General features: G+C 73.4%; 19 protein-coding genes. 10 read left to right on the plus strand and 9 right to left on the minus strand.

Going from position 1 to position 19,648, the window contains the following annotated elements:
- Nucleotides 1-7: 7 nt before the first annotated feature.
- Genes DQE82_RS07315 through DQE82_RS07325 form a run of 3 tightly spaced genes read left to right on the plus strand, consistent with a single transcriptional unit; the run spans nt 8 to nt 2,871 of the window.
- Nucleotides 8-967: a hypothetical protein gene (locus DQE82_RS07315; protein WP_113972262.1), complete on the plus strand. Its 960-nt coding sequence runs from the start codon at nt 8-10 to the stop codon at nt 965-967.
- The gene (locus DQE82_RS07320; protein WP_113972263.1) at nt 964-2,223 is read left to right on the plus strand and encodes an adenylosuccinate synthetase; all 1,260 of its coding nucleotides are present in this window, start codon (nt 964-966) and stop codon (nt 2,221-2,223) included. Before DQE82_RS07315 ends, DQE82_RS07320 begins: the two co-directional genes overlap by 4 nt.
- Before the next feature lie 24 nt (nt 2,224-2,247).
- Nucleotides 2,248-2,871, plus strand: coding sequence for a DedA family protein (locus DQE82_RS07325; protein ID WP_113972264.1), 624 nt, complete (start codon nt 2,248-2,250; stop codon nt 2,869-2,871).
- Between the two features lie 45 nt (nt 2,872-2,916).
- Here the strand turns inward: DQE82_RS07325 and DQE82_RS07330 are convergent, their stop codons facing one another.
- A complete protein-coding gene (locus DQE82_RS07330; RefSeq protein ID WP_030500578.1) occupies nt 2,917-3,555 on the minus strand; it encodes a TetR/AcrR family transcriptional regulator in 639 nt (212 codons plus the stop codon).
- A 78-nt stretch (nt 3,556-3,633) separates the two neighbouring features.
- Between DQE82_RS07330 and DQE82_RS07335 the strand changes: the two genes are divergently transcribed.
- The 3 genes from DQE82_RS07335 to DQE82_RS07345 all read left to right on the plus strand — a co-directional run bounded on the left by DQE82_RS07335 (nt 3,634) and on the right by DQE82_RS07345 (nt 7,035).
- Nucleotides 3,634-4,086 carry an SCP2 sterol-binding domain-containing protein gene (locus DQE82_RS07335; RefSeq protein WP_043327552.1) on the plus strand — a complete coding sequence of 151 codons (453 nt, stop codon included), beginning with the start codon at nt 3,634-3,636 and terminating at the stop codon, nt 4,084-4,086.
- Between the two features lies 1 nt (nt 4,087).
- Complete coding sequence (locus DQE82_RS07340; protein WP_064447943.1) at nt 4,088-5,302, plus strand: acyl-CoA dehydrogenase family protein; 1,215 nt, start codon at nt 4,088-4,090, stop codon at nt 5,300-5,302.
- A gap of 167 nt (nt 5,303-5,469) precedes the next feature.
- Nucleotides 5,470-7,035 (plus strand): AMP-binding protein, encoded by a 1,566-nt coding sequence (locus DQE82_RS07345; RefSeq protein ID WP_113972265.1) that lies wholly within the window; start codon nt 5,470-5,472, stop codon nt 7,033-7,035.
- Between the two features lie 45 nt (nt 7,036-7,080).
- Here DQE82_RS07345 and purD read toward each other — a convergent pair whose 3' ends face one another.
- The 3 genes from purD to DQE82_RS07360 form a co-directional block, all read right to left on the minus strand.
- Entirely contained in the window at nt 7,081-8,328 is a 1,248-nt protein-coding gene (gene purD / locus DQE82_RS07350) for a phosphoribosylamine--glycine ligase (protein ID WP_113972266.1), read from the minus strand.
- 91 nt (nt 8,329-8,419) lie between these two features.
- Nucleotides 8,420-9,355, minus strand: a complete 936-nt coding sequence (locus DQE82_RS07355) for a type IV toxin-antitoxin system AbiEi family antitoxin domain-containing protein (RefSeq protein ID WP_113972267.1) — start codon at nt 9,353-9,355, stop codon at nt 8,420-8,422.
- 175 nt (nt 9,356-9,530) lie between these two features.
- Nucleotides 9,531-10,820 (minus strand): adenylosuccinate synthase, encoded by a 1,290-nt coding sequence (locus DQE82_RS07360; protein WP_113972268.1) that lies wholly within the window; start codon nt 10,818-10,820, stop codon nt 9,531-9,533.
- A gap of 122 nt (nt 10,821-10,942) precedes the next feature.
- Here DQE82_RS07360 and DQE82_RS07365 point away from each other — a divergent pair, with 122 nt between their 5' ends.
- Together DQE82_RS07365 and DQE82_RS07370 are read left to right on the plus strand one after the other, a co-directional pair.
- Nucleotides 10,943-11,941: a diacylglycerol kinase family protein gene (locus tag DQE82_RS07365; RefSeq protein ID WP_113972269.1), complete on the plus strand. Its 999-nt coding sequence runs from the start codon at nt 10,943-10,945 to the stop codon at nt 11,939-11,941.
- A 74-nt stretch (nt 11,942-12,015) separates the two neighbouring features.
- Nucleotides 12,016-14,130 (plus strand): chromosome partitioning protein, encoded by a 2,115-nt coding sequence (locus DQE82_RS07370; RefSeq protein ID WP_113972270.1) that lies wholly within the window; start codon nt 12,016-12,018, stop codon nt 14,128-14,130.
- Nucleotides 14,131-14,181: 51 nt separating this feature from the next.
- On the opposite strand, the gene DQE82_RS07375 is transcribed toward DQE82_RS07370, so the two are convergent.
- Nucleotides 14,182-14,610, minus strand: a complete 429-nt coding sequence (locus tag DQE82_RS07375; protein WP_043327556.1) for a DUF3151 domain-containing protein — start codon at nt 14,608-14,610, stop codon at nt 14,182-14,184.
- Nucleotides 14,611-14,872: 262 nt separating this feature from the next.
- Here DQE82_RS07375 and DQE82_RS07380 point away from each other — a divergent pair, with 262 nt between their 5' ends.
- Nucleotides 14,873-16,084 (plus strand): LOG family protein, encoded by a 1,212-nt coding sequence (locus DQE82_RS07380; RefSeq protein WP_233514603.1) that lies wholly within the window; start codon nt 14,873-14,875, stop codon nt 16,082-16,084.
- 92 nt (nt 16,085-16,176) lie between these two features.
- Here the strand turns inward: DQE82_RS07380 and fbaA are convergent, their stop codons facing one another.
- The gene (gene fbaA / locus DQE82_RS07385) at nt 16,177-17,199 is read right to left on the minus strand and encodes a class II fructose-bisphosphate aldolase (protein WP_043327558.1); all 1,023 of its coding nucleotides are present in this window, start codon (nt 17,197-17,199) and stop codon (nt 16,177-16,179) included.
- A 162-nt stretch (nt 17,200-17,361) separates the two neighbouring features.
- A complete protein-coding gene (locus DQE82_RS07390) occupies nt 17,362-17,745 on the minus strand; it encodes a phage holin family protein (RefSeq protein WP_113972272.1) in 384 nt (127 codons plus the stop codon).
- A 137-nt stretch (nt 17,746-17,882) separates the two neighbouring features.
- On the opposite strand from DQE82_RS07390, the gene DQE82_RS07395 reads away from it, so the two are divergent.
- Nucleotides 17,883-18,092, plus strand: coding sequence for a hypothetical protein (locus DQE82_RS07395; RefSeq protein WP_030500565.1), 210 nt, complete (start codon nt 17,883-17,885; stop codon nt 18,090-18,092).
- Between the two features lie 13 nt (nt 18,093-18,105).
- On the opposite strand, the gene DQE82_RS07400 is transcribed toward DQE82_RS07395, so the two are convergent.
- Nucleotides 18,106-19,152 (minus strand): LCP family protein, encoded by a 1,047-nt coding sequence (locus DQE82_RS07400; protein WP_064447949.1) that lies wholly within the window; start codon nt 19,150-19,152, stop codon nt 18,106-18,108.
- Nucleotides 19,152-19,634 carry a SigE family RNA polymerase sigma factor gene (locus DQE82_RS07405; RefSeq protein ID WP_043327561.1) on the minus strand — a complete coding sequence of 161 codons (483 nt, stop codon included), beginning with the start codon at nt 19,632-19,634 and terminating at the stop codon, nt 19,152-19,154. The genes DQE82_RS07400 and DQE82_RS07405 overlap by 1 nt, the downstream gene beginning before the upstream one ends.
- Nucleotides 19,635-19,648: the final 14 nt, after the last annotated feature.

A 19,648-nucleotide genomic window follows, 5' to 3' on the forward strand; every position in this document is an offset into this window, starting at 1 on the left:
GGCTGCCATGGGCAGTGGAATCTGGTCCACCGACGTGTACGACGCCGCCGACCGCTACCGGCGCCGCACCGGCAAGAGCGCGTTCTCGTACAGCGACAGCGGCGCGCGCAAGGTGCACCCGGCGCTCGACCCGCGCGACGCGCTGCGGGAGAGCCGCGACTCCGCCGAGCACCCGCAGTCGACGCCGATCGCCGTACTGTTCGACGTCACCGGCTCGATGGGGCACGTGCCCCGGGTGCTGCAGAGCAAGCTGCCGCAGCTGCTCGGCCTGCTGCTGCGCCAGGGGTACGCGAGCGACCCGCAGGTCATGTTCGGCGCGATCGGCGACGCCACCTGCGACCGGGTGCCGTTGCAGATCGGGCAGTTCGAGTCCGACAACCGGATGGACGACGACCTCGGCCGGATCGTGCTGGAGGGCGGCGGAGGCGGCCAGATGATGGAGTCGTACGAGCTGGCGCTGTACTTCATGGCCCGGCACACGGCCACCGACAGCTGGGACAAGCGCGGCCGGCGCGGCTACCTGTTCATCATCGGCGACGAGCTGGCGTACGCGGGGGTGAAGCGCGCGGAGGTGGCCCGGCTGATCGGCGACGACCTGAGCGAGGACGTGCCGGTCCGGCAGATCGTGGACGAGGTGACCGCGCGCTGGGACACCTACTACCTGCTGCCCGCCGGCAGCCACTACGCGGGCAACCGCAAGGTGCTGGACTTCTGGCGCGGCCTGCTCGGGCAGAACGCGGTCGAGCTGGACGACCTGGACGCGGTCTGCGAGACGATCGCGCTCACCGTCGGGCTCGGCGAGCAGGCCATCGACCTGGACGCCGGGCTGCGCGACCTGGACCGGGCCGGCTCCACCGCCACCCGGACCGTCTCGAAGGCGCTCGCCCGGCTCGGCTCCGGCCGCCGCGCGGTGGCGACGCTGCCGTTCAGCCCGGCCGACGGCGGAAGCGGGGTCACCCGGCTGTGAACCACGTGATGGTGGTCGACCTCGGCTACGGCGACGCCGGCAAGGGCACAGTGGTGGACCTGCTCTGCGCCACCCGGCAGGTGCACACGGTGGTCCGGTTCAACGGGGGCGCGCAGGCGGCGCACAACGTAGTCCTGCGCGACGGGCGGCACCACACGTTCGCGCAGTTCGGCGCCGGGACGTTCCGTCCGGGCGTACGGACGCACCTGGCGCGGCACGTGGTGGTGGACCCGCTGGCGCTCGCCGCCGAGGCCGACCACCTCGCGTCGGTCGGCGTTCCAGACGCGCTCGACCGTCTGACTGTGGACGGGGAGGCGCTGCTCGCCACCCCGTACCACCGGGCCGCCAACCGCGCCCGGGAGATCGCCCGGGGAGCCGACCGGCACGGCTCCTGCGGGCTCGGGGTGGGCGAGGCGGTCGCGTACGGCCTCGCCCACCCCGACGAGGCACCCCGGGTGGCGGACTGCCGCCGCCCGGCGGTGCTGCGCCGGCGGCTGACCGCGCTGCGGGACCGGCTCACCGCCGAGCTGGGCCCGCTGGACGCGCCGCCGGTCCAGGACTGCCTGCCCGCGTACGCGGCCTTCGCGCGCCGGGTGGCGATCGTCGACCGGACCTGGCTGGCATCCGCGCTGCGCGAGGGCACCTGCGTGTTCGAGGGCGCGCAGGGGGTGCTGCTGGACGAGTGGCACGGCTTCCACCCGTACACGACGTGGAGCACCACGACGTTCGCCAACGCCGAGACGCTGCTCGCCGAGGCGGGCCTGGCCGGGACCGCGCAGCGGCTCGGCGTGCTGCGCACGACCACCACGCGGCACGGTCCCGGGCCGCTGGTCACCGAGGACGCGGCGCTGCCGTTCCGCGACCGGCACAACGGGACGAACCCCTGGCAGGGCCGGTTCCGGTTCGGGCACTTCGACGCGGTCGCCCACCGGTACGCGCTGGAGGTCGCCGGTGGGGTGGACGGGCTGGCGCTGACCCACCTCGACCTGGCCGGGTCCGAGCTGCGGATCTGCCGCCGGTACGAGGGCCTGGACCGGCTCGTCCCCGGCCCGGCCGGTGACCTGGACCGGCAGGCGGCGCTCACCGAGCGGCTGATGCGGGCCCGGCCGGTGCTGGACTCGGCGCCCGCCGACTGGGCGGGGGCGGTCTCGGAGGCGCTGGGCGCGCCGGTGGTGCTCACGTCGCGCGGGCCCACGGCCGAGGAGAAGGAAGGGCCCCTTGTTAACGCCTTTTGTATGGGAAGGGCCCCTGCTTAACACCGCACCACCGAGCATGGGTGCATGGGGGACGCGCTCGACCTGCTGCACCACACGGTGACCTCACCGTGGGCGTACCTGGTGATCATCGCGGTCACCGCCGTCGACGCGTTCTTCCCGGCGGTGCCCGGCGAGACCGTGGTGATCACGGCCGGGGTCTTCGCGGCGGGCGGCGAGCCGGACCTGGCGCTGGTGATCGTGACCGCCGCGTTCGGCGCGCTCGTCGGCGATCACGTCTCCTACGCGATCGGGCGCGGCGGCGGCGCGCACCGGCTGGCCCGCTTCCCGGCGGACAGCCGGCGGCGGGCCGGCTCCGAGTGGGCCCGCCGGGCCGTCGACAGGCGCGGCGGGATGATCCTGACCACCGCCCGGTACGTTCCCGGCGGCCGCACCGCCGTCACGCTGACCATGGGCGCGGTCCGCTATCCGGTGCGGATGTTCCTGCTGTACGACGCGCTGGCCTGCGCGACCTGGGGGATCTACTGCACGCTGCTCGGCTACTTCGGCGGCCTGGCGTTCGAGCACAACCCCGTCTCCGGGCTCCTCGCCGGGGTCGCCATCTCGCTCGCGGTCACCGGGCTGTTCGAGGCCGCCCGCTGGGGCCGGCGGCGGGCGCACCGGCGAGCCGCCGCGCGCCGCGACTGTTAAAAAGGGGCCCTTCCACTACCGGAGGCGTTAAGAAGGGGCCCTTCCTTACACAGCGCCGGGGTGCCAGGTGGCGCCGCGCAACAGCTGGTCGGCGCCGAGCCAGGCCACGTTCATCATCCGGGTCGCTGTCTTGCCGGCATCGGCCTCCGGGTGGTCGGCCAGCCAGTCGGCGAGCGACTCGGAGGCGCCGACGAGCGCGTACGAGACCACCTCCAGGTCGGTGGCGCCGACCTCCCGTCCGGCGGCGCGCAGCGCGTGGTCGAGCATCCCGGCCACCACCTCGACCAGCCGTCCCCGCATGGCGGCGAGTTCGGCGGCGAACGGCTGCGAGCCGCGGGCCTGCCGGTAGAGCACGGCCCAGCCGTCCCGGTGCGCGCCGACGAAGCCGAAGAACGCGCGCAGCCCGCGCCAGAGCCGCTCGTCGGCGGGCAGGTCGGGGGCGGCGGCGCCGGCGATGGCCTCCATCATCCGGGTGCTCTCGCGGTGCAGGCAGGCGATGAAGAGTTCTTCCTTGGTGCCGAGGTAGGCGTAGACCATCGGTTTGGAGATGCCGGCGTCGTCGGCGATCTCGTCCATGCTGGCGGCGTGGAAGCCGCGGCGGGAGAACACCTTCACCGCCGCGTCGAGCATCTGCTGCTCGCGTACGGCTCGGGGGAGGCGCTTGAAGGTCGGCGTGCTGGACACTCTTGCGAGCATACCTACCCGTGCGTAGGGTTACGCCAGAGTAACCAAGCTGGCCCCGCCCGAGAGGTGCATTTCCTGATGACTGACTTCGACCCGGCCAACTTCGCGAACGTCGGCCCCAAGGAGTTCGCGCAGCTGGTCAAGTCCACGCCGGACGCCAAGATCGCCGAGATCATGTCCGGCGAGTCGCGCGGCAAGATCCTCAGCGAGGTCTTCAACCGGATGCCCACGCTGTTCCGCGCCGACCGCGCCGGTGCCACCAACGCGGTCATCCACTGGAACATCACCGGCCGCCCGGACGGTGGCACCGACACGTACGAGATCGTCATCGAGAACGGCGCCTGCACCGTCTCGGAGACCGCCACCCGCGACCCGAAGCTGAGCCTCACCATGGGCCCGGTCGAGTTCCTGAAGATCGTCTCCGGTGGCGCCAACCCGGTGATGATGTTCATGACCGGCAAGCTGAAGGCCAAGGGCGACCTGGGCCTGGCTGCCAACATCGCCAACCTGTTCGACATCCCCAAGGCCTGACATGGCCGAGTTCTCGCTCGACCTGAACGAGGAACAGCGGGATCTACGCGACTGGGTGCACGGCTTCGCAGCCGAGGTCGTGCGCCCGGCCGCGGCCGAGTGGGACGCCCGGGAGGAGACCCCGTGGCCGATCATCCAGGAGGCGGCGAAGGTCGGCCTGTACGGCTTCGAGTTCCTCGCCACCTGCTGGGCCGACCCCACCGGCCTCTCCCTGCCGATCGCCAGCGAGGAACTCTTCTGGGGTGACGCCGGCATCGGCCTGAGCATCTTCGGCACCTCGCTCGCGGTCGCCGCGATCTACGGCGCCGGCACCCCCGACCAGCTCGTCGAATGGGTGCCGCAGTGCTTCGGCGACGTCGACTCCCCGGCCGTCGCCGCGTTCTGCACGAGCGAGCCGGAAGCCGGCTCCGACGTCGGATCGATGCGTACCCGCGCCGTCTACGACGAGGCCACCGACGAGTGGGTGCTCAACGGGCAGAAGGCGTACGCCACGAACGGCGGCATCGCCGGCGTGCACGTGGTCACCGCCTCGATCGACCCCGAGCTGGGCTCGCGCGGGCAGGCCGCGTTCGTCGTACCCCCGGGCACCTCCGGTCTGACCGCCACCCGCAAGCTGCGCAAGCTCGGGCTGCGCGCCTCGCACACCGCGGACGTCTTCCTCGACGACGTCCGGGTGCCGGGCCGCTGCCTGCTCGGCGGCAAGGACGCGCTCGACGAGCGTCTGGCCCGCGCCCGGTCCGGGCAGCGCGCCTCCGGCCAGGCGGCGATGCGCACGTTCGAGCTGTCCCGTCCGACAGTCGGCGCGCAGGCGCTCGGCGTGGCCCGCGCCGCCTACGAGTACGCCCTGGACTACGCCAAGGAACGGGTCCAGTTCGGACGGCCGATCATCACCAACCAGGCGGTCGCGTTCGCGCTCGCCGACATGAAGATGGAGATCGACGCCGCCCGGCTCCTGGTCTGGCGCGCCTCCTGGATGGGCCGCAACAACCGGCCGTTCGCCGCCGGCGAAGGCTCGATGTCCAAGCTCAAGGCCGGCGAGGTGGCCGTCTCGGTGACCGACAAGGCGGTCCAGCTCCTCGGCGGCGCGGGCTTCCTGCGCGACCACCCGGTCGAGCGGTGGTACCGCGACGCCAAGATCTACACCATCTTCGAGGGCACCTCCGAAATCCAGCGGCTGGTCATCTCCCGGGCCATCTCCGGGATGCAGATCCGCTGACCGCCGGCGGCACGCCGCCCGGCCCGTGACGACAGGCAGCGCCGTCGCGGGCCGGGCGCCCCCGCCTGGCCGACCCGACCCGCGATCGGGCGCAAGATCACGCGAAACCGGACGGCCGATCCGTCCGGAGCCTGGTCGACGAACCACGAACGCGAAGGAGTTGCGCCTTGGACCTGCCGTTCATCGCCGCCACGCTGACCCGCCGTGGACTACTCACCCCGGGCCGTCCGATCCGGGTCGTCTCGCAGCTCAACGCGCTGCGCCGGTGGGGCTGGAGCCTCGCCGGGGAGCTGCGCCAGGCCGCCGCCCGCGACCCCGGCCGCGTCGCGGTGGTCGACGAGCGCGGCGCCACCATGACGTACCAGGAACTGCTGGAGCGCTCCGAACGGCTGGCCCGCTCCCTCCGGTCCCACCTCGGCGTCCAGGCCGGTGACCGGGTCGGCGTGCTCTGCCGCAACCACCACGGCCTGATCGAGGCGATAGTCGCCGCGATGCTGCTCGGCGCGGACGCCGTCCTGGTAAACACCGGACTGTCCGCGGCTCAGCTGGGCACCGTGGCCGAGGAACAGGGCCTGCGCGTCCTGGTCCACGACGGCGAGTTCACCGAGCGCGTCCTCGGCCTCCCCGCCGAGGTGCACCGGGTCGACGAGCGGCGGCACGAGGAGCTGATCGCCGCCGCGGTCCCCGGCGAACAACTCCAGCCGCCCGAGCGGGACGGCCGCACCATAGTGCTGACCTCCGGCACCACCGGCGCGCCCAAGGGCGCCCGCCGCCCCACCCCGCACGGCTTCGGCCCGCTGGTGTCCATCATCGACCGCATCCCGCTGCACGCGCGGAACACCACCATGATCGCCGCGCCGATCTTCCACACCTGGGGGTACGCCGCCCTCCAGGTCTCGTTCGCGCTGCGCGCCACAGTCGTGCTGCACCGCCGATTCGACCCCGCCGCCACGCTGACCGCGCTCGTCGCCCAGCGGTGCGACGCGATGTTCGCCGTACCGGTGATGCTGCAACGACTCATGGAGGTCGAGCCGCCGCTGCCCCGGCCCCCGCTCAAGGTGGTCGCGGTCAGCGGATCCGCCCTGCCCGGCAACCTGGCCACCGCCTTCATGGACCGCTACGGCGACGTGCTGTACAACCTCTACGGCTCGACCGAGGTCTCCTGGGCCTCCATCGCCGGCCCACGCGAACTGCGCGCCGCGCCCACCACCGCGGGCCGGCCGCCGCACGGCACCCGGCTGGCGATCCTGGACGAGAACGGCCGCCCCGTCCGGGACGGCGAGGTCGGGCGGATCTTCGTGGGCAACGAGATGCTCTTCGAGGGCTACACCTCGGGCGTCGGGCGGGAGAGCCGCGACGGCCTGCTGGACACCGGCGACCTCGGCCGGCTCGACACCGACGGCCTGCTCTTCGTGGACGGCCGGGCGGACGACATGATCGTCTCCGGCGGCGAGAACGTGTTCCCGTCCGAGGTGGAGGACCTGATCGCCCGGCTGCCGCAGGTCCGCGAGGTCGCGGTGATCGGCGTACCGGACCCCGACTACGGCCAGCGGCTGGCCGCGTTCCTGGCGCTGCGGCCGGGCGAGACGCTCGACCCGGACGCGGTCCGCGAGTACGTCCGGCGCTACCTGGCCCGCTTCTCCGTGCCCCGCGACGTGGTGTTCGTCAAGTACCTGCCGCGCAACGCCACCGGCAAGGTGCTGAGCCGGGAGTTGCGCCGCTACTTCGACTGACGGACGGCGCCCCGCGAACCGGTCCCGCCGCGGGGGCGTCGCCCGTCAGTCGGGAATCGTGATCCGGCCCTCCACCGCACCCGCCGCGATGTCGGTGCGGTGGTGGGAGCCGGCCAGCTCGACCTCGCGTACCAACTCGTAGGCGGCGTCGCGCGCGGCGGCCAGGTCCGGGCCGGTCGCCGTACCGCAGAGGACCCGGCCGCCCGCGGAGCGCAACGTGCCGTCGGCGTCGCGGCGGGTCCCGGCGTGGATGATCCCGGCGCGGTCCGCGCCGGTGATCACGTCACCGGTACGCGGGCCCGCCGGGTAGCCCTCGGCCGCCACCACGACTGTCACCGCCGCGCCGTCGCGCCAGCGAAGCGGCGGGTGCGCGCCGAGCGTGCCGGTGGCGGCGGCGTGCAGCAGCCCACCCAGCGGCGTCTCCAGCAGGGCGAGCACCACCTGGGTCTCCGGGTCGCCGAAGCGCGCGTTGAACTCGATCACACGCGGGCCGGACGGGGTGATCGCCAGGCCCACGTAGAGCAGGCCGGCGAACGGGGTGCCCCGGGCGCGCAGCTCCGCGAGCGTCGGGTGCACCACGTCGCGCATCACGTCGTCCACCAGGTTCGGCGGGGCCCAGGGCAGCGGCGCGTACGCGCCCATCCCGCCCGTGTTCGGGCCGGTGTCGCCGTCGCCGACGCGCTTGAAGTCCTGCGCGGGCAGCAGCGGCACCGCCGCTTCACCGTCGGTCACCACGAACAGGGAGACCTCGGGACCGGACAGGTACTCCTCGATCACCACCCGTCCGCACTCCGCGGCGTGCCGCTCGGCGGCGGCCCGGTCGTCGGTGACCACGACGCCCTTGCCGGCGGCCAGCCCGTCGTCCTTCACCACGTACGGCGCGCCGAACTCGTCCAGCGCCCGCGCCACCGCAGCCGCGTCCTCGCAGCTGTACGCGCGGGCGGTCGGCACACCGGCCGCCGTCATCACGTCCTTCGCGAACGTCTTCGAGCCCTCCAGCCGGGCCGCCTCGGCGCTCGGGCCGAACACCGCGATGCCCTTGGCGCGTACCGCGTCGGCGACGCCCGCCACCAGCGGCGCCTCCGGGCCGATGACCACCAGGTCGGCCGCGACCTCGACGGCGAGTGCCGCCACGGCCGCCGGGTCGGTGGGTGTCACCTCCCGAAGCGAGGCGACCTCGCCGATCCCCGGATTCCCCGGCGCTGCGACGAGCGCCTCGACAGCCGGATCCCCGGCGAGTCCGAGCGCGAGAGCGTGCTCCCGCCCACCACCACCCACAAGAAGTACGCGCACGACCCCGCATCCTACTGACCACCCCACCCCACCCCGTTGATCAAGGAGTTCGCGTCCCAGATTTGGGGTTTTCCGGCCGCAAACTCCTTGATCAACGGGGTGGGTGACGGCTCTGGCGCAGGGCTCGTCTGACCGTCTGGGGGATGTAGTCGGGGCGGAGGGTGTCGGACCAGGTGAAGCGGAGGATCCGCCAGCCGGCGTTGACCAGGCGGTTCTGCCGGAAGCGGTCGGCGTAGACGGCCTCCGGGGTCAGGTGCGGGGCCCGGCCGTCCGCCTCCGCAATCAGGCGCGCGCCCCGCCATGCCAGATCCCCGATGCCGAGCAGGTAACCGTCCTCGTCCCGGACCGGCAGTTGGAGGGTGTCCGGCGGCACGCCGCCGTCGACGCAGCGGAGCCGGGTGCGGGTCTCCAGGGGTGACTGTGCCCGGCCGTCCGCCTCGGCCAGGTACCCCCGGGCGGCGACCGCCCCGCGGCGTCCGGCGAAATGCGCGAGCACCAGGGACAGGTCGTCCTCGGCCAGGATCCCCTGGTTGAGCGCGGAGTCGAGAACGCACACCGCCGGGTAGCGCCGAGCCCGCAGCAACACGTCGGCAACGGTCCGCGCCGGTGTGGTGACCGGCACGCCCTCGACCTGGCACACGTCCGCGTCGGCGAGCGTCAACTGGTGCACCGTCAGTCCCGGCTCCGCCCGGCGTTGCACGTGCGGCCGGTCCGGCGGCACCGAGGCGTGGATCGCCGCCGCCGGCGGAAGGCCGGCGATGCCGTGCAGTTCGGCGGCGGTGTCGAGTACGGCGACCGCGCCCGGCCCCAGGCTCGCGATCGCGGCGCGGATGCGGACACGTCGCAGCGCCACCGCCGTCGGCCCTGCGGACGGGAGGTAGCAGCCGCGCGAGACGCGCGTCCATCGTCCGGCCCGGACGAGGTACCGGATCTGCTCCCGGCCGAGGCCCAGGCGCAACGCCTGCCCCGCCGTCACGAACCCGCCCTGCCCGGCAGCCAGCCGCGTCAGCTCGTCGAATTCACCCACACGCGCAGGCTCCCCCGCGCCACTCCACAGCCGAAACCCCTGTGGACAACCCTGTGGATAAACAGACCTACTCTCCCGGTGGCCACTCCACGACCGCCCCGTTGATCAAGGAGTTTGTGTACGGATCCGACGCCGGACTGGACACAAACTCCTTGATCAACGACAAAGGGCGGGTTTAGGGGAGGAGGGGGTGGCGGAGGACGTTTTCCTCTCGGCCCGGGCCCACACCCACCACGCTCACGCGGGTGCCGGTCAGCTCCTCGATGCGGTCGATGTAGCGCCTCGCGTTCTCCGGGAGCTCGTCCTCGGTGCGCGCCTTGGTGATGTCCTCCCACCAGCCGTCGTGCTCTTCGTAGATCGGCGTGGCGTGGTGGAAGTCGGTCTGCGTCATCGGCATGTCGTCGAAGCGCTCGCCGTTGATCTCGTACCCGACGCAGATCGGCACCTTTGCCAGGCCGGTCAGCACGTCCAGCTTCGTGACCACGAGGTCGGTGACGCCGTTGAGGCGGCACGCGTACCGGGCCACCACCGCGTCGAACCAGCCGCAGCGGCGCTCCCGGCCGGTGGTGGTGCCGTACTCGTGGCCGACCTTGCGCAGGTGCTGCCCGTTGTCGTCGAACAGCTCGGTCGGGAACGGGCCGGAGCCCACCCGCGTCGTGTACGCCTTGCTCACCGCGATGACCTTGGTGATCGCGGTCGGCGGGATGCCCGCGCCCACGCACGCCCCGCCGGCCGTCGGGTTCGACGAGGTGACGAACGGGTAGGTGCCGTGGTCCATGTCGAGCATGGTGGCCTGGGCGCCCTCCAGCAGCACGGTCTCGCCGCGGTCGAGCGCGTCCCAGAGCATCACCCGGGTCTCGGCGATGTACGGGCGCAGCCGCTCGGCGTACTGGAGGTACTCCTCGACCGTCTCCTCGACGTCGATCGCCTTGCGGTTGTAGACCTTGAACAGCAGCTGGTTCTTCTCGCGGAGCGCCAGCTCCAGCTTCTTGCGCAGGATGCCCGGGTCGAGCAGGTCCTGCAGGCGGATGCCCATCCGGGCGACCTTGTCGCCGTACGCGGGGCCGATGCCCCGGCCGGTGGTGCCGATGCGGGCGCTGCCGAGGTAGCGCTCGACCACCCGGTCCAGCGCCCGGTGATGCGGCATGATCAGGTGCGCGTCGCCGGAGATGCGCAGGCGGGACACGTCCACGCCGCGCTCGGCGAGCCCGTCGATCTCCTGCAGCAGCACCTTCGGGTCGACCACCACGCCGTTGCCGATCACGATCATCGCGCTCGGTGACAGCGCACCGGACGGCATCAGGTGCAGCGCGTACTTCTGGCCGTCCGGCGTGATCACCGTGTGGCCTGCGTTGTTGCCGCCGGAGTAGCGCACGACGTAGTCGACCCGCTCACCCAGCAGGTCGGTAACCTTGCCCTTGCCCTCGTCGCCCCACTGGGCGCCGAGCAGCACGATCGCTGGCATCTCTTCCGCCTCCAGAAGGCTCGGGTGCCAGGTGGCGACCGGTCTGCGAGCCCGGGGTGTCAGGCTAACAAGTAGTGACGGCGGGACCAGCAGGGGTTGGTCGAGAAGCAGGAGGCTCCTTCGTGTACGACGTGGTGCTGCTCACCCTCGGCTCGGAGCGGGACGCTCCCGGTGGTGGCTGCGGCAGCGGCGGCGCCTGCTGCGGCGGCGCGGGCGACACCGCCGCCGAGAGCGGCGAGGAGCGCTGCGAGACGCCGCGCGTACCGGTGCTGGCCTGCGCGGACGAGCTGACCGCCCGAGGTGCCCGGGTGACCACGGTGACCGCCCGGTCGGACGCCGAGATCGACGAGGTGCTGGCCCGGCTCGACGGCCCACCGCGCCCCGACGGCCTCACCTGGCCGGACCCCGACGGCAAGACCCGGCTGATCGTCGCCACGGCCAGTGACGGTCAGTTGCGCGCCGTCCTGCGCCGGCTGGTGCGCCGGTACGCTCCGCCGCCGAGCCGCCGCCCCGCGGACCTGGCCGACAACCGGACGGTGCCCGACCTGCCCCCGGTCGGCGTACTCCCGCTCGATCCGGCCCGGTCCGGGACGGCGCGTGACCTGGCCGCGCAGCTCGGGCTGCCCCGGGATCCGGCCGGGGTGGCCGCGGCGGTGCTGGACGGCACGGCCCGGCGGCTGGACCTGCTGCGCAACGACGGCGGCTCGGTGACGCTCGACGGCGCGCTGCTCGGCGCCGCCGACGACGCCGGCCGGCCGCTGCACTGGCGGGCCCGGGTCGAGGTCGACGGCACGGTGCTCAGCGACGGCGCCGAGCCGATCACCGCGTGCGCGATCGGCAACGCGGGCGGGTACGCGCGCCTCGGCGAGGTGGACCTGCTGGGCGGGCCGGACCCGGCCGACGGACGGGTGACGGTCGGCGTCGCCGTACCAGTGGTGACCCGGTCGGCGTTGGGCCGGAAGAAGGTCCGCCTGGAGGTACGGCGGGCGCGGGGACGTGCGGTGGCGGTGGTGCCCCGCGACGAGAAGGTGCCCTTCCTCGACGACGGCGTCGAGGGCGAGCTGAGCCGCAAGCGCTCCTGGTGGACCGAGCCGGGCGCCTGGGCGGTCTGGACGGGCTGACCTCGGTCGATCCCCGTCCGGCTCGCGCCGCTGGCCGTACCGCCTATCCTCGGCGGAAGGAATGGGGAGGAACCGTGGTGCACGACAACGACGACCGGGCCCACGTGCCGGGTCGAGGGCAGGTGCCGGAGCGGGACGTCGAGCCGCTCTGGCCGCCGGAGGAGACCGACGGCGTGGTCACCGCCCCGCCCTGGGCGGCCGTGCCCTGGCCGCTTCCGCCGGCCGACGCCCCCACGCCGTCGGCGTCGGACGTCCCGGGGCCACCGGCGCCCGCGGTCGACCTGGACCTGCCGTTCACGCTCGACCAGCCGCCTCCCGGCGCGACGCCGGCCCAGCCGGGCTCACCGGTCACGGCCGCCACGCCTCCCGCGTCGCAGGCAGCGCCCGGCCCGGATCCGGCCGCCGCATATCCCTCGTTGCAGGGCGCGCCCGCTCCCGACCCGGCCGCCACGCGGACACTGCCGGACCCGGCTGACACGCAGACGGCAGCCGACCCGGAGGACACGCGGACAACGGCGCGCTCGGCCGACGCGCGGGCATCGGCCGACGCGGACGGCGAGGCCGCCGGGAACGGCCGGGCCGTGTCTCCGTGGGCCCAGCCGCCGCAGCGGGCCACTGCCGACTCCGCACCGGACCTCGTTCCCGCTGACGGCGACACGCCGGGGTCCGGCACCGACCCGGCGCGGGCCGTCCACGCCGACGGCGCCGTCTCCGGCCGGGCCTCGGTCGCCGGCACTGCGCTCCCGCCGCCCGACACCGCCCCGGTGACCGGCCGGGCGCAGGTCACCGGAGCGTCGTCGCCGGGCACGGGTGAGCCGGCGCCGGAGCCGCCGCGTCTCGGGCCGTTCCCACCGTCGCCGGGCGTGCCGGCGCCGCCGTCGCCCTACGGCAACGGCTACCCGCAGGCCGGCTATCCCCAGGCCGGCTACCCACAGGCCGGCTACCAGCCGCAACCCGGCCAGCCCGGCTGGTACCCGCCGCCCGGCTGGACGCCACAGCCCGGCCCGGCCCAGACCGGCCCGGCGCAGGCCAGTCCGGCGCAAGCCAGTCCGGCGCAGGCCGGTCCGACGCAGGCCGGTCCGACGCAGGCAGTCGCGGCGCCCAACGGACCGGCGCACAACGGCCCAGCGCAGACCGGGCCGGCGCAGACCGGCGCCCCGGTGCCACCGCACGTGCCCGCGCCGCCGGTGTCCGGCCCGGCCGCGCCCCAGCCACCACAGCAGCCGGCGTACCCGGAGCAGGGCTGGACGCCGCAGCAGGCGGTACCCCCGACCGCCGAGGACTTCGCCCGCCGCCGCCAGGCCCGGCCGGTCGACCCGGTGGCCACCATGGGCGTACGCGCGGTGGTCAACAAGATCGGGCTGGTCCGGCTCGCGCCCGGGCGGCACGAGCAGGAGGTGAAGCGCGACATCGAGATGGTCCGCCGCAACTTCGGCGGGCTGCGCCAGGTGACTGTGGTCAACCCGAAGGGCGGCGCCGGCAAGACGGTGGCGATCCTGCTGCTCGCCATGACGTTCGGCCAGAAGCGCGGCGGATACGTGCTGGCCTGGGACAACAACGAGACCCAGGGCACCCTCGGCATGCGGGCGCAGCAGGACTTCCACGCCCGTACGGTGCGCGACATGCTGCGTGACTTGGCGCAGTTCCAGGGGCCGCACGGCCGGGTGGGTGACCTCTCGCAGTACGTCCGCTCGCAGGGCGAGGGCATGTTCGACGTGCTCGCCTCGGACGAGTCGGCGACCGGCGGCGAGATGCTCACCGCCGCCGCGTTCGCGGAGATCCGCGAGGTGGTCAGCCGCTTCTACAAGCTGATCTTCGTGGACACCGGGAACAACGTCCGGGCGCAGAACTGGCAGGCCGCGATGGACGCCACCGACCAGCTCGTGGTGACCATGTCGGCCCGGAACGACTCGGCCGAGACCGCCGCCCGGATGCTCGACCACCTGGAGCAGAGCGGCCGGCAGCGGCTGGTCCGGCAGGCGGTGACAGTGGTGTCGATGCCGCCGTCGCGCAAGGAGATCGACCTGCCCGCGATCCAGGCCCACTTCGCGGCGCGGACCCGGGCGGTGCTGCTGGCGCCGTACGAGCGGCTCATCGACACCGGCGAGCCGCTGCGGTACGGGCAGCTCTCCTCCGCCACCCGGGACGCCTGGCTGAAGATCGCCGCGTCGGTGGCGGAAGGGCTGTAGGACGGGCGCGACGGCCGGTACCCGGGTGGGGACCGGCCGTCGCGGCAGTGGTCAGTCGCCGGAGAGCGCGTCTCCGGCGGCCGGGTCGCAGTCACGGAGGAACTGGGCGCACCGGGCCGCCTCGTCCGCCTCGCCGATCTCGCCCGCCGCGCGGGACAGCACGTAGAGGCAGCGCAGGAAGCCCTGGTTGGGCGCGTGCGACCAGGGCACCGGGCCGTGGCCCTTCCAGCCGCTGCGGCGCAGCTGGTCGAGGCCCCGGTGGTAGCCGGTGCGGGCGTACGCGTACGCCGTGACGACCTGGCCCGCGGCGAGCGCGCGGCCGGCCAGCGCGGCCCAGGCCGCACTGTAGGTCGGGAAGCGGGCCGCGACCTCGGCGTACGCCTCGTCGGTGCCCTGCTCGGCCGCCGCCGCCAGCGCGGCGTCGGCCTCCTCGTGGGCCGGGAGCAGGGTGGCCGGTGGCTCAGGCAACAGGTTCTGCATCGCCCCATTCAACCCGCTTCGCCATCGGGTACGCGAGGGGCCTCGCCCGTACGGTTGGCTGAACGGCTGAGGGTTTCGTCACGCCTGCGGCGGGAGCACACGTACCCGCGGCCCATGCCGCCGACGTCGTTCTTGCACTACAAATACAGATCCGGAGCCTCCCCAGGACCCGGTTACGCAGGAGCCCGGCGGCGTGCCCGCCGGGCTCCTGTCGTTCCCGCCCCCGGTTTCGGCACTTGCCGTGCGGAGGCAGGATGACGGGGTGCCGACCCCACCACCCGCGGACGTCATCGAGCCGCACGCGCCCCACGTCAACGAGATCGAGACCCGCACCGCGTTCGAGCAGCGGCTGGCCGGGGGGACCCTGGCCGGGCTGACCGTGCAGGGCCTGCGCCTCGACCTCGACCCGGTCCCCGACCTGCGCCACGTCGACGTCACCGGCACGCTCTTCGTGGGCTGCCGGTTCGCCGGCCGCGAGGTGGGCGCGGACCTGGTCCGGCGGGGCGCCAACGTGGTCCCGCCGTTCTCCGGGCTGCCCTACCCGACCCAGCCGTCGCACCTCTACAGGGCCGACGAGCTGGCCGCCGGGTTCGCCGAGAGCGGGTTCGCCGGGATGTACGACACCCGGGTGTACGCGCACTTCCGGGCGCACGGCGGCGCGCTGCCGGACGTACGCGAGGCGCTCGGGCAGCGACTGCACGACCACGGTGTGGACAACGCGCTGGCCGACGCCACCCGGTCGTGGCTGGCCGCGCACGGCCCGCAGTCCGTGGTGGGCGTGATGGGCGGGCACGCGGTGCCGCGCGGCAGCGTCGCGTACCGGATGGCGGCGGTGCTGGGCTGGGAACTGGCGCGGGCCGACCGCCTGGTGGTGACCGGCGGCGGTCCGGGCGTGATGGAGGCGGCGAACCTCGGCGCGTTCCTCGCTGCGTGGCCGGCCGAGGAGCTGTCCGCCGCGATCGACACGCTCGCCGTCGCGCCGGACTTCACCGACCACGAGCGGTACACGGCGGCGGCGCTGGCGGTGCGCAAGCGGTACGCGGACGGCCCGTCGCTGCCGTCGCCCCGTCCGTCGGCGCCCGGCACCGAGTGGGCCCGGTCCGGCGGGCTGGCCATCCCCACCTGGCTGTACGGCCACGAGCCGGCGAACCTGTTCGCGGGCCGGATCGCGAAGTACTTCTCCAACGCCATCCGGGAGGACACGATCCTGCGGCTGGCCCGGGGCGGGATCGTGTTCGCACCAGGCAAGGCCGGCACCGTGCAGGAGGTGTTCCAGGCGGCCACGAAGACGTTCTACGGCACCGACGGGGCGAGCGGGGCGTACGTGTTCCTGGACCGCGCGTACTGGACCACGGAGCTGCCGGTGGAGTCGCTGCTGCGGCCGCTGTTCGCCGCGTCCCCGTTCGGCGACCTGTCGCACACGATCCACCTGACCGACGACGTACGCGACGCCGTCCGCCTGCTGGTGCAGTGAAAGGAAGGGCCCCTTTTTAACGCCTCCGGTAGAGGAAGGGCCCCTTGTTAACGCACGGCGTTAACAAGGGGCCCTTCCTTACACGCGGAGGGTCACTTCATGGTGGTGCCGGTGGAGCGCAGGTGCTCGCAGGCCTCGACCACGCGGGCGGCCATGCCGGCCTCGGCGGCCTTGCCCCAGACGCGCGGGTCGTACATCTTCTTGTTGCCGACCTCGCCGTCGACCTTCAGCACGCCGTCGTAGTTGCGGAACATGTGGTCCGCGACCGGGCGGGTGAAGGTGTACTGGGTGTCGGTGTCGATGTTCATCTTCACCACGCCGTAGTCCAGCGCCTCCCGGATCTCCGAGAGCAGCGAGCCGGAGCCGCCGTGGAAGACCAGGCTGAGCGGCTTGTCCTTGCCGTACTTGGCGCCGACCGCGTCCTGGATCTGCTTGAGCACCTCGGGGCGCAGCTTGACGTTGCCCGGCTTGTAGACGCCGTGCACGTTACCGAAGGTCAGCGCCGCCATGTAACGGCCCTTCTCGCCCAGGCCGAGCGCGTCGACCATGGCCAGGCCGTCCTCGACGGTGGTGTAGAGCTTGTCGTTGATGGCGTTCTCGACGCCGTCCTCCTCGCCGCCGACGACGCCGACCTCGATCTCCAGGACGATCTTGCCCTTGGCGGCCTCGGTGAGGAGCTGCTCGGCGATCTCCAGGTTCTCCGCCACCGGCACGGCCGAGCCGTCCCACATGTGCGACTGGAACAGCGGCTCCTGGCCGGCCTTGACGCGCTCCTGCGAGATGGCCATCAGCGGCCGGACGAACTTGTCCAGCTTGTCCTTCGGGCAGTGGTCGGTGTGCAGCGCGATGTTCACCGGGTACTTCTTGGCGACCTCGTGGGCGTACGCGGCGAACGCCACCGCGCCGGTCACCATGTCCTTCACGGACGGGCCGGACAGGTACTCCGCGCCGCCGGTGGAGACCTGGATGATGCCGTCGCTCTCCGCGTCGGCGAAGCCCTTGAGCGCCGCGTTCAGCGTCTGCGAGGAGGTCACGTTGATCGCGGGGTACGCGTACCGGCCGGCCTTGGCCCTGTCCAGCATCTCCGCGTAAGCCTCAGGGGAAGCGATGGGCATGTCGAACGCTCCTTACTTACCGCTCTCGGCCGTGCAGGCCGCTGTCTTCCATGGGCGCGACCGTTCCGGTCGCTCACGTCCACGGGTGCGCCGGACCGCGCTGTCCACCGCGGGCAGTATCCCGTAGGAGCGCGCACGGGGCACAACCGGCCCGGGCGCTGCTCACCGATTCTCCAGCCGGTCCGGCACGACGACGCTGATCAGCCAGCTCACCACCGCCACCACGATGGCGCCCCAGAAGGCGGCCCAGAACCCGTCCACGTGGAACGGGAGCTTCAGCAGACCGGCGATCCAGTCGGTCAGCATGAACAGCAGCGCGTTCACCACCAGCGCGAACAGGCCGAGCGTGAGCAGGTATAACACACAGCCGAACACCTTGATGAGCGGCTTGAGCACCGCGTTCACGACACCGAAGACCAGCGCCACCACGATCAGGGTGAGCACGTTGTTGCCGGTGTTACGGCCGCTCACCTCCACCCCGGGCACGATCAGCGTCGCGATCCACAACGCGACCGCCGTGATCGCCAGTCGGATCAGAAAGCCCATGGCAACCATCCTGGCACCGGCCGCGCGCCGGGAGCGGGACAATCGCCGACTCCGCGTTCCGCCCGCCGCCGGGCGGCGACCCGGACCAGCCCGTACGGTGGTGGGGACGATGCCCGCACGGAGATCAGGGAGGGACGATGGGTCAGCCCGACGAGGACTTCGCGCCCAGTGACCACCTCGCCCCGGAGGAGCGGGATCTGGAGGCCGAGCCGGCCGACGCGGTCGAGCAGGCCACCACGGTGACCGACGACAGCGACGGCGAGCCGCACCGCGGCCTGGAGGTCGACGACTGGGACGCCATGGAGCAGGCCCGCGTCGTCACCGCCGACGAGGACGACTACCGCTGATCCGGCGCCCGGGTCACCGCAGGCCGGTGACCCGGGCCGGATGGGCGGCGGCCCATTCCCCCAGCCGGTCGGCCCGCAGCGCGTCCAGGAACCCCGGGGTGAGTTCGGGGTCCGCCTCGTACCCGCGACCGTTCCACTCGGCGAGCACCGGGAAGGCGACCGCGACCGGCTCGGCGGCGCCGGCCCGGGCGGTCGCGCCCACCAGCGCCGGCAACGACAGGTCACCGGCGTCGACAGTGACGGCCGGGCCGATCCGGATGAGCAGCCGGTTGAGTTGCGCCGGATCGGTCGCCGTTCCCCGCTCACGCATCTGGCGGAGCAGGCCGGCGGCGTAGCGCGCCGCGTTGCGGTCGCGGTCCAGTCCTCCGTCGCGCAGGCCGTACCGCTGCCGCAGCAGGTCCACCGCCGCCGCGCCGTCGAGCCGCTGGCATCCGGCGGGAAAGCGCCGCTCGGTGTGCACCGAGCGAACCGGCTCCGGCAGGCAGACCGGCACGCCGCCGACCGCGTCGGTCAGGTCACGGGCCCCCGGGTACGTGAGCACCGCGCCCGCGTCGACGCGTACCCCGGTCAGCCGGGCGACCGCCTGGCGGGTCGCCCGGTAGCCGGCCGCCAGGTCGGTGCCCGAACCGGTGGCGCGGGAGAAGGTCGCGTTGAGTTTCTCCGTTCCGCCCGGCGCCGGCACCAGCAGGTCACGCGGGAGCGACACCAGGTAGAGCCGGCTCCGGTCGGCCGGCACGTGCACCAGGAGCACCGAGTCGGCACGGCGGCTGCCGGCCGACTGGTCGACGCCGAGCAGCAGCAGGTTCAGCGCGCCGCCGGGTTCCGGCTCCGGCGTGGCGAGCAGGGGCGCCGCCGTGGGCGCCGGTGGCCGGGGCGCCATGGCGGTGAAGCCGACCAACGCGACGGCGGCGACCGCCAGCGCCGTGCCGGCCAGGCGTACGCGCCGACGGCGCCGACGGCGGGTGATCACCGCCCGGTCGACTGCGGCCCGGACCGGGCCGACGGGCGGGGTCGACTCCTCGAGGCGGGCGAACGCGGCCCGCAGCTCGTCCTCGATCATCAGGAGACCTCCACGAGTTCGGCTCGGAGGGTGGCCAGCGCGCGCGAGATGCTGGACCGGACGGTGCCCACGGCGCAGCCGAGGATCTCGGCTATCTCCCCGTCCGGCAGGTCCTCGTAGTAGCGCAGCACCAGCGCGGCGCGCTGCCGCCGGGGCAGTCGGGACAGCCAGGAGCGGACCTGGTCCCGGTCGACTGCGGACTGGGCGTGGTCGGCGGACGCGGGCACCGAGTCGTCGACGTCGCCGCGCAGCAGCACGCGCCGGGCCCACGAGCCGCGCCGCCAGTCGATGAACTGGTTGGTGAGCATGCGTCGCACGTATCGCTCCGGGGCGTCGCTGCGAGCCACCCGCCGCCAGTGCAGCTGCACCCGGACCATGGTGTCCTGCACCAGGTCCTGGGCCTGGTGCGGGTCTCCGGTCAGCATGACCGCGTACCGCAGCAGGGCGCCCAACCGCGCGTCGGCGAACTCCTCGTACGTCACTGCACCTCCCGGTG

Source organism: Micromonospora sp. LHW51205 (genome assembly GCF_003315815.1).
Classification (GTDB): domain Bacteria; phylum Actinomycetota; class Actinomycetes; order Mycobacteriales; family Micromonosporaceae; genus Micromonospora; species Micromonospora chalcea.

Bases quoted from the DNA above. Each gene is read 5' to 3' on its own strand.
- DQE82_RS07315 (WP_113972262.1), top strand. From the start codon at position 8: ATGGGCAGTGGAATCTGGTCCACCGACGTGTACGACGCCGCCGACCGC.
- DQE82_RS07325 (WP_113972264.1), top strand. From the start codon at position 2,248: ATGGGGGACGCGCTCGACCTGCTGCACCACACGGTGACCTCACCGTGG.
- DQE82_RS07335 (WP_043327552.1), top strand. From the start codon at position 3,634: ATGACTGACTTCGACCCGGCCAACTTCGCGAACGTCGGCCCCAAGGAG.
- DQE82_RS07340 (WP_064447943.1), top strand. From the start codon at position 4,088: ATGGCCGAGTTCTCGCTCGACCTGAACGAGGAACAGCGGGATCTACGC.
- DQE82_RS07360 (WP_113972268.1), bottom strand. From the start codon at position 10,820: ATGCCAGCGATCGTGCTGCTCGGCGCCCAGTGGGGCGACGAGGGCAAG.
- DQE82_RS07375 (WP_043327556.1), bottom strand. From the start codon at position 14,610: ATGCAGAACCTGTTGCCTGAGCCACCGGCCACCCTGCTCCCGGCCCAC.
- fbaA (WP_043327558.1), bottom strand. From the start codon at position 17,199: ATGCCCATCGCTTCCCCTGAGGCTTACGCGGAGATGCTGGACAGGGCC.
- DQE82_RS07390 (WP_113972272.1), bottom strand. From the start codon at position 17,745: ATGGGCTTTCTGATCCGACTGGCGATCACGGCGGTCGCGTTGTGGATC.
- DQE82_RS07395 (WP_030500565.1), top strand. From the start codon at position 17,883: ATGGGTCAGCCCGACGAGGACTTCGCGCCCAGTGACCACCTCGCCCCG.
- DQE82_RS07400 (WP_064447949.1), bottom strand. From the start codon at position 19,152: ATGATCGAGGACGAGCTGCGGGCCGCGTTCGCCCGCCTCGAGGAGTCG.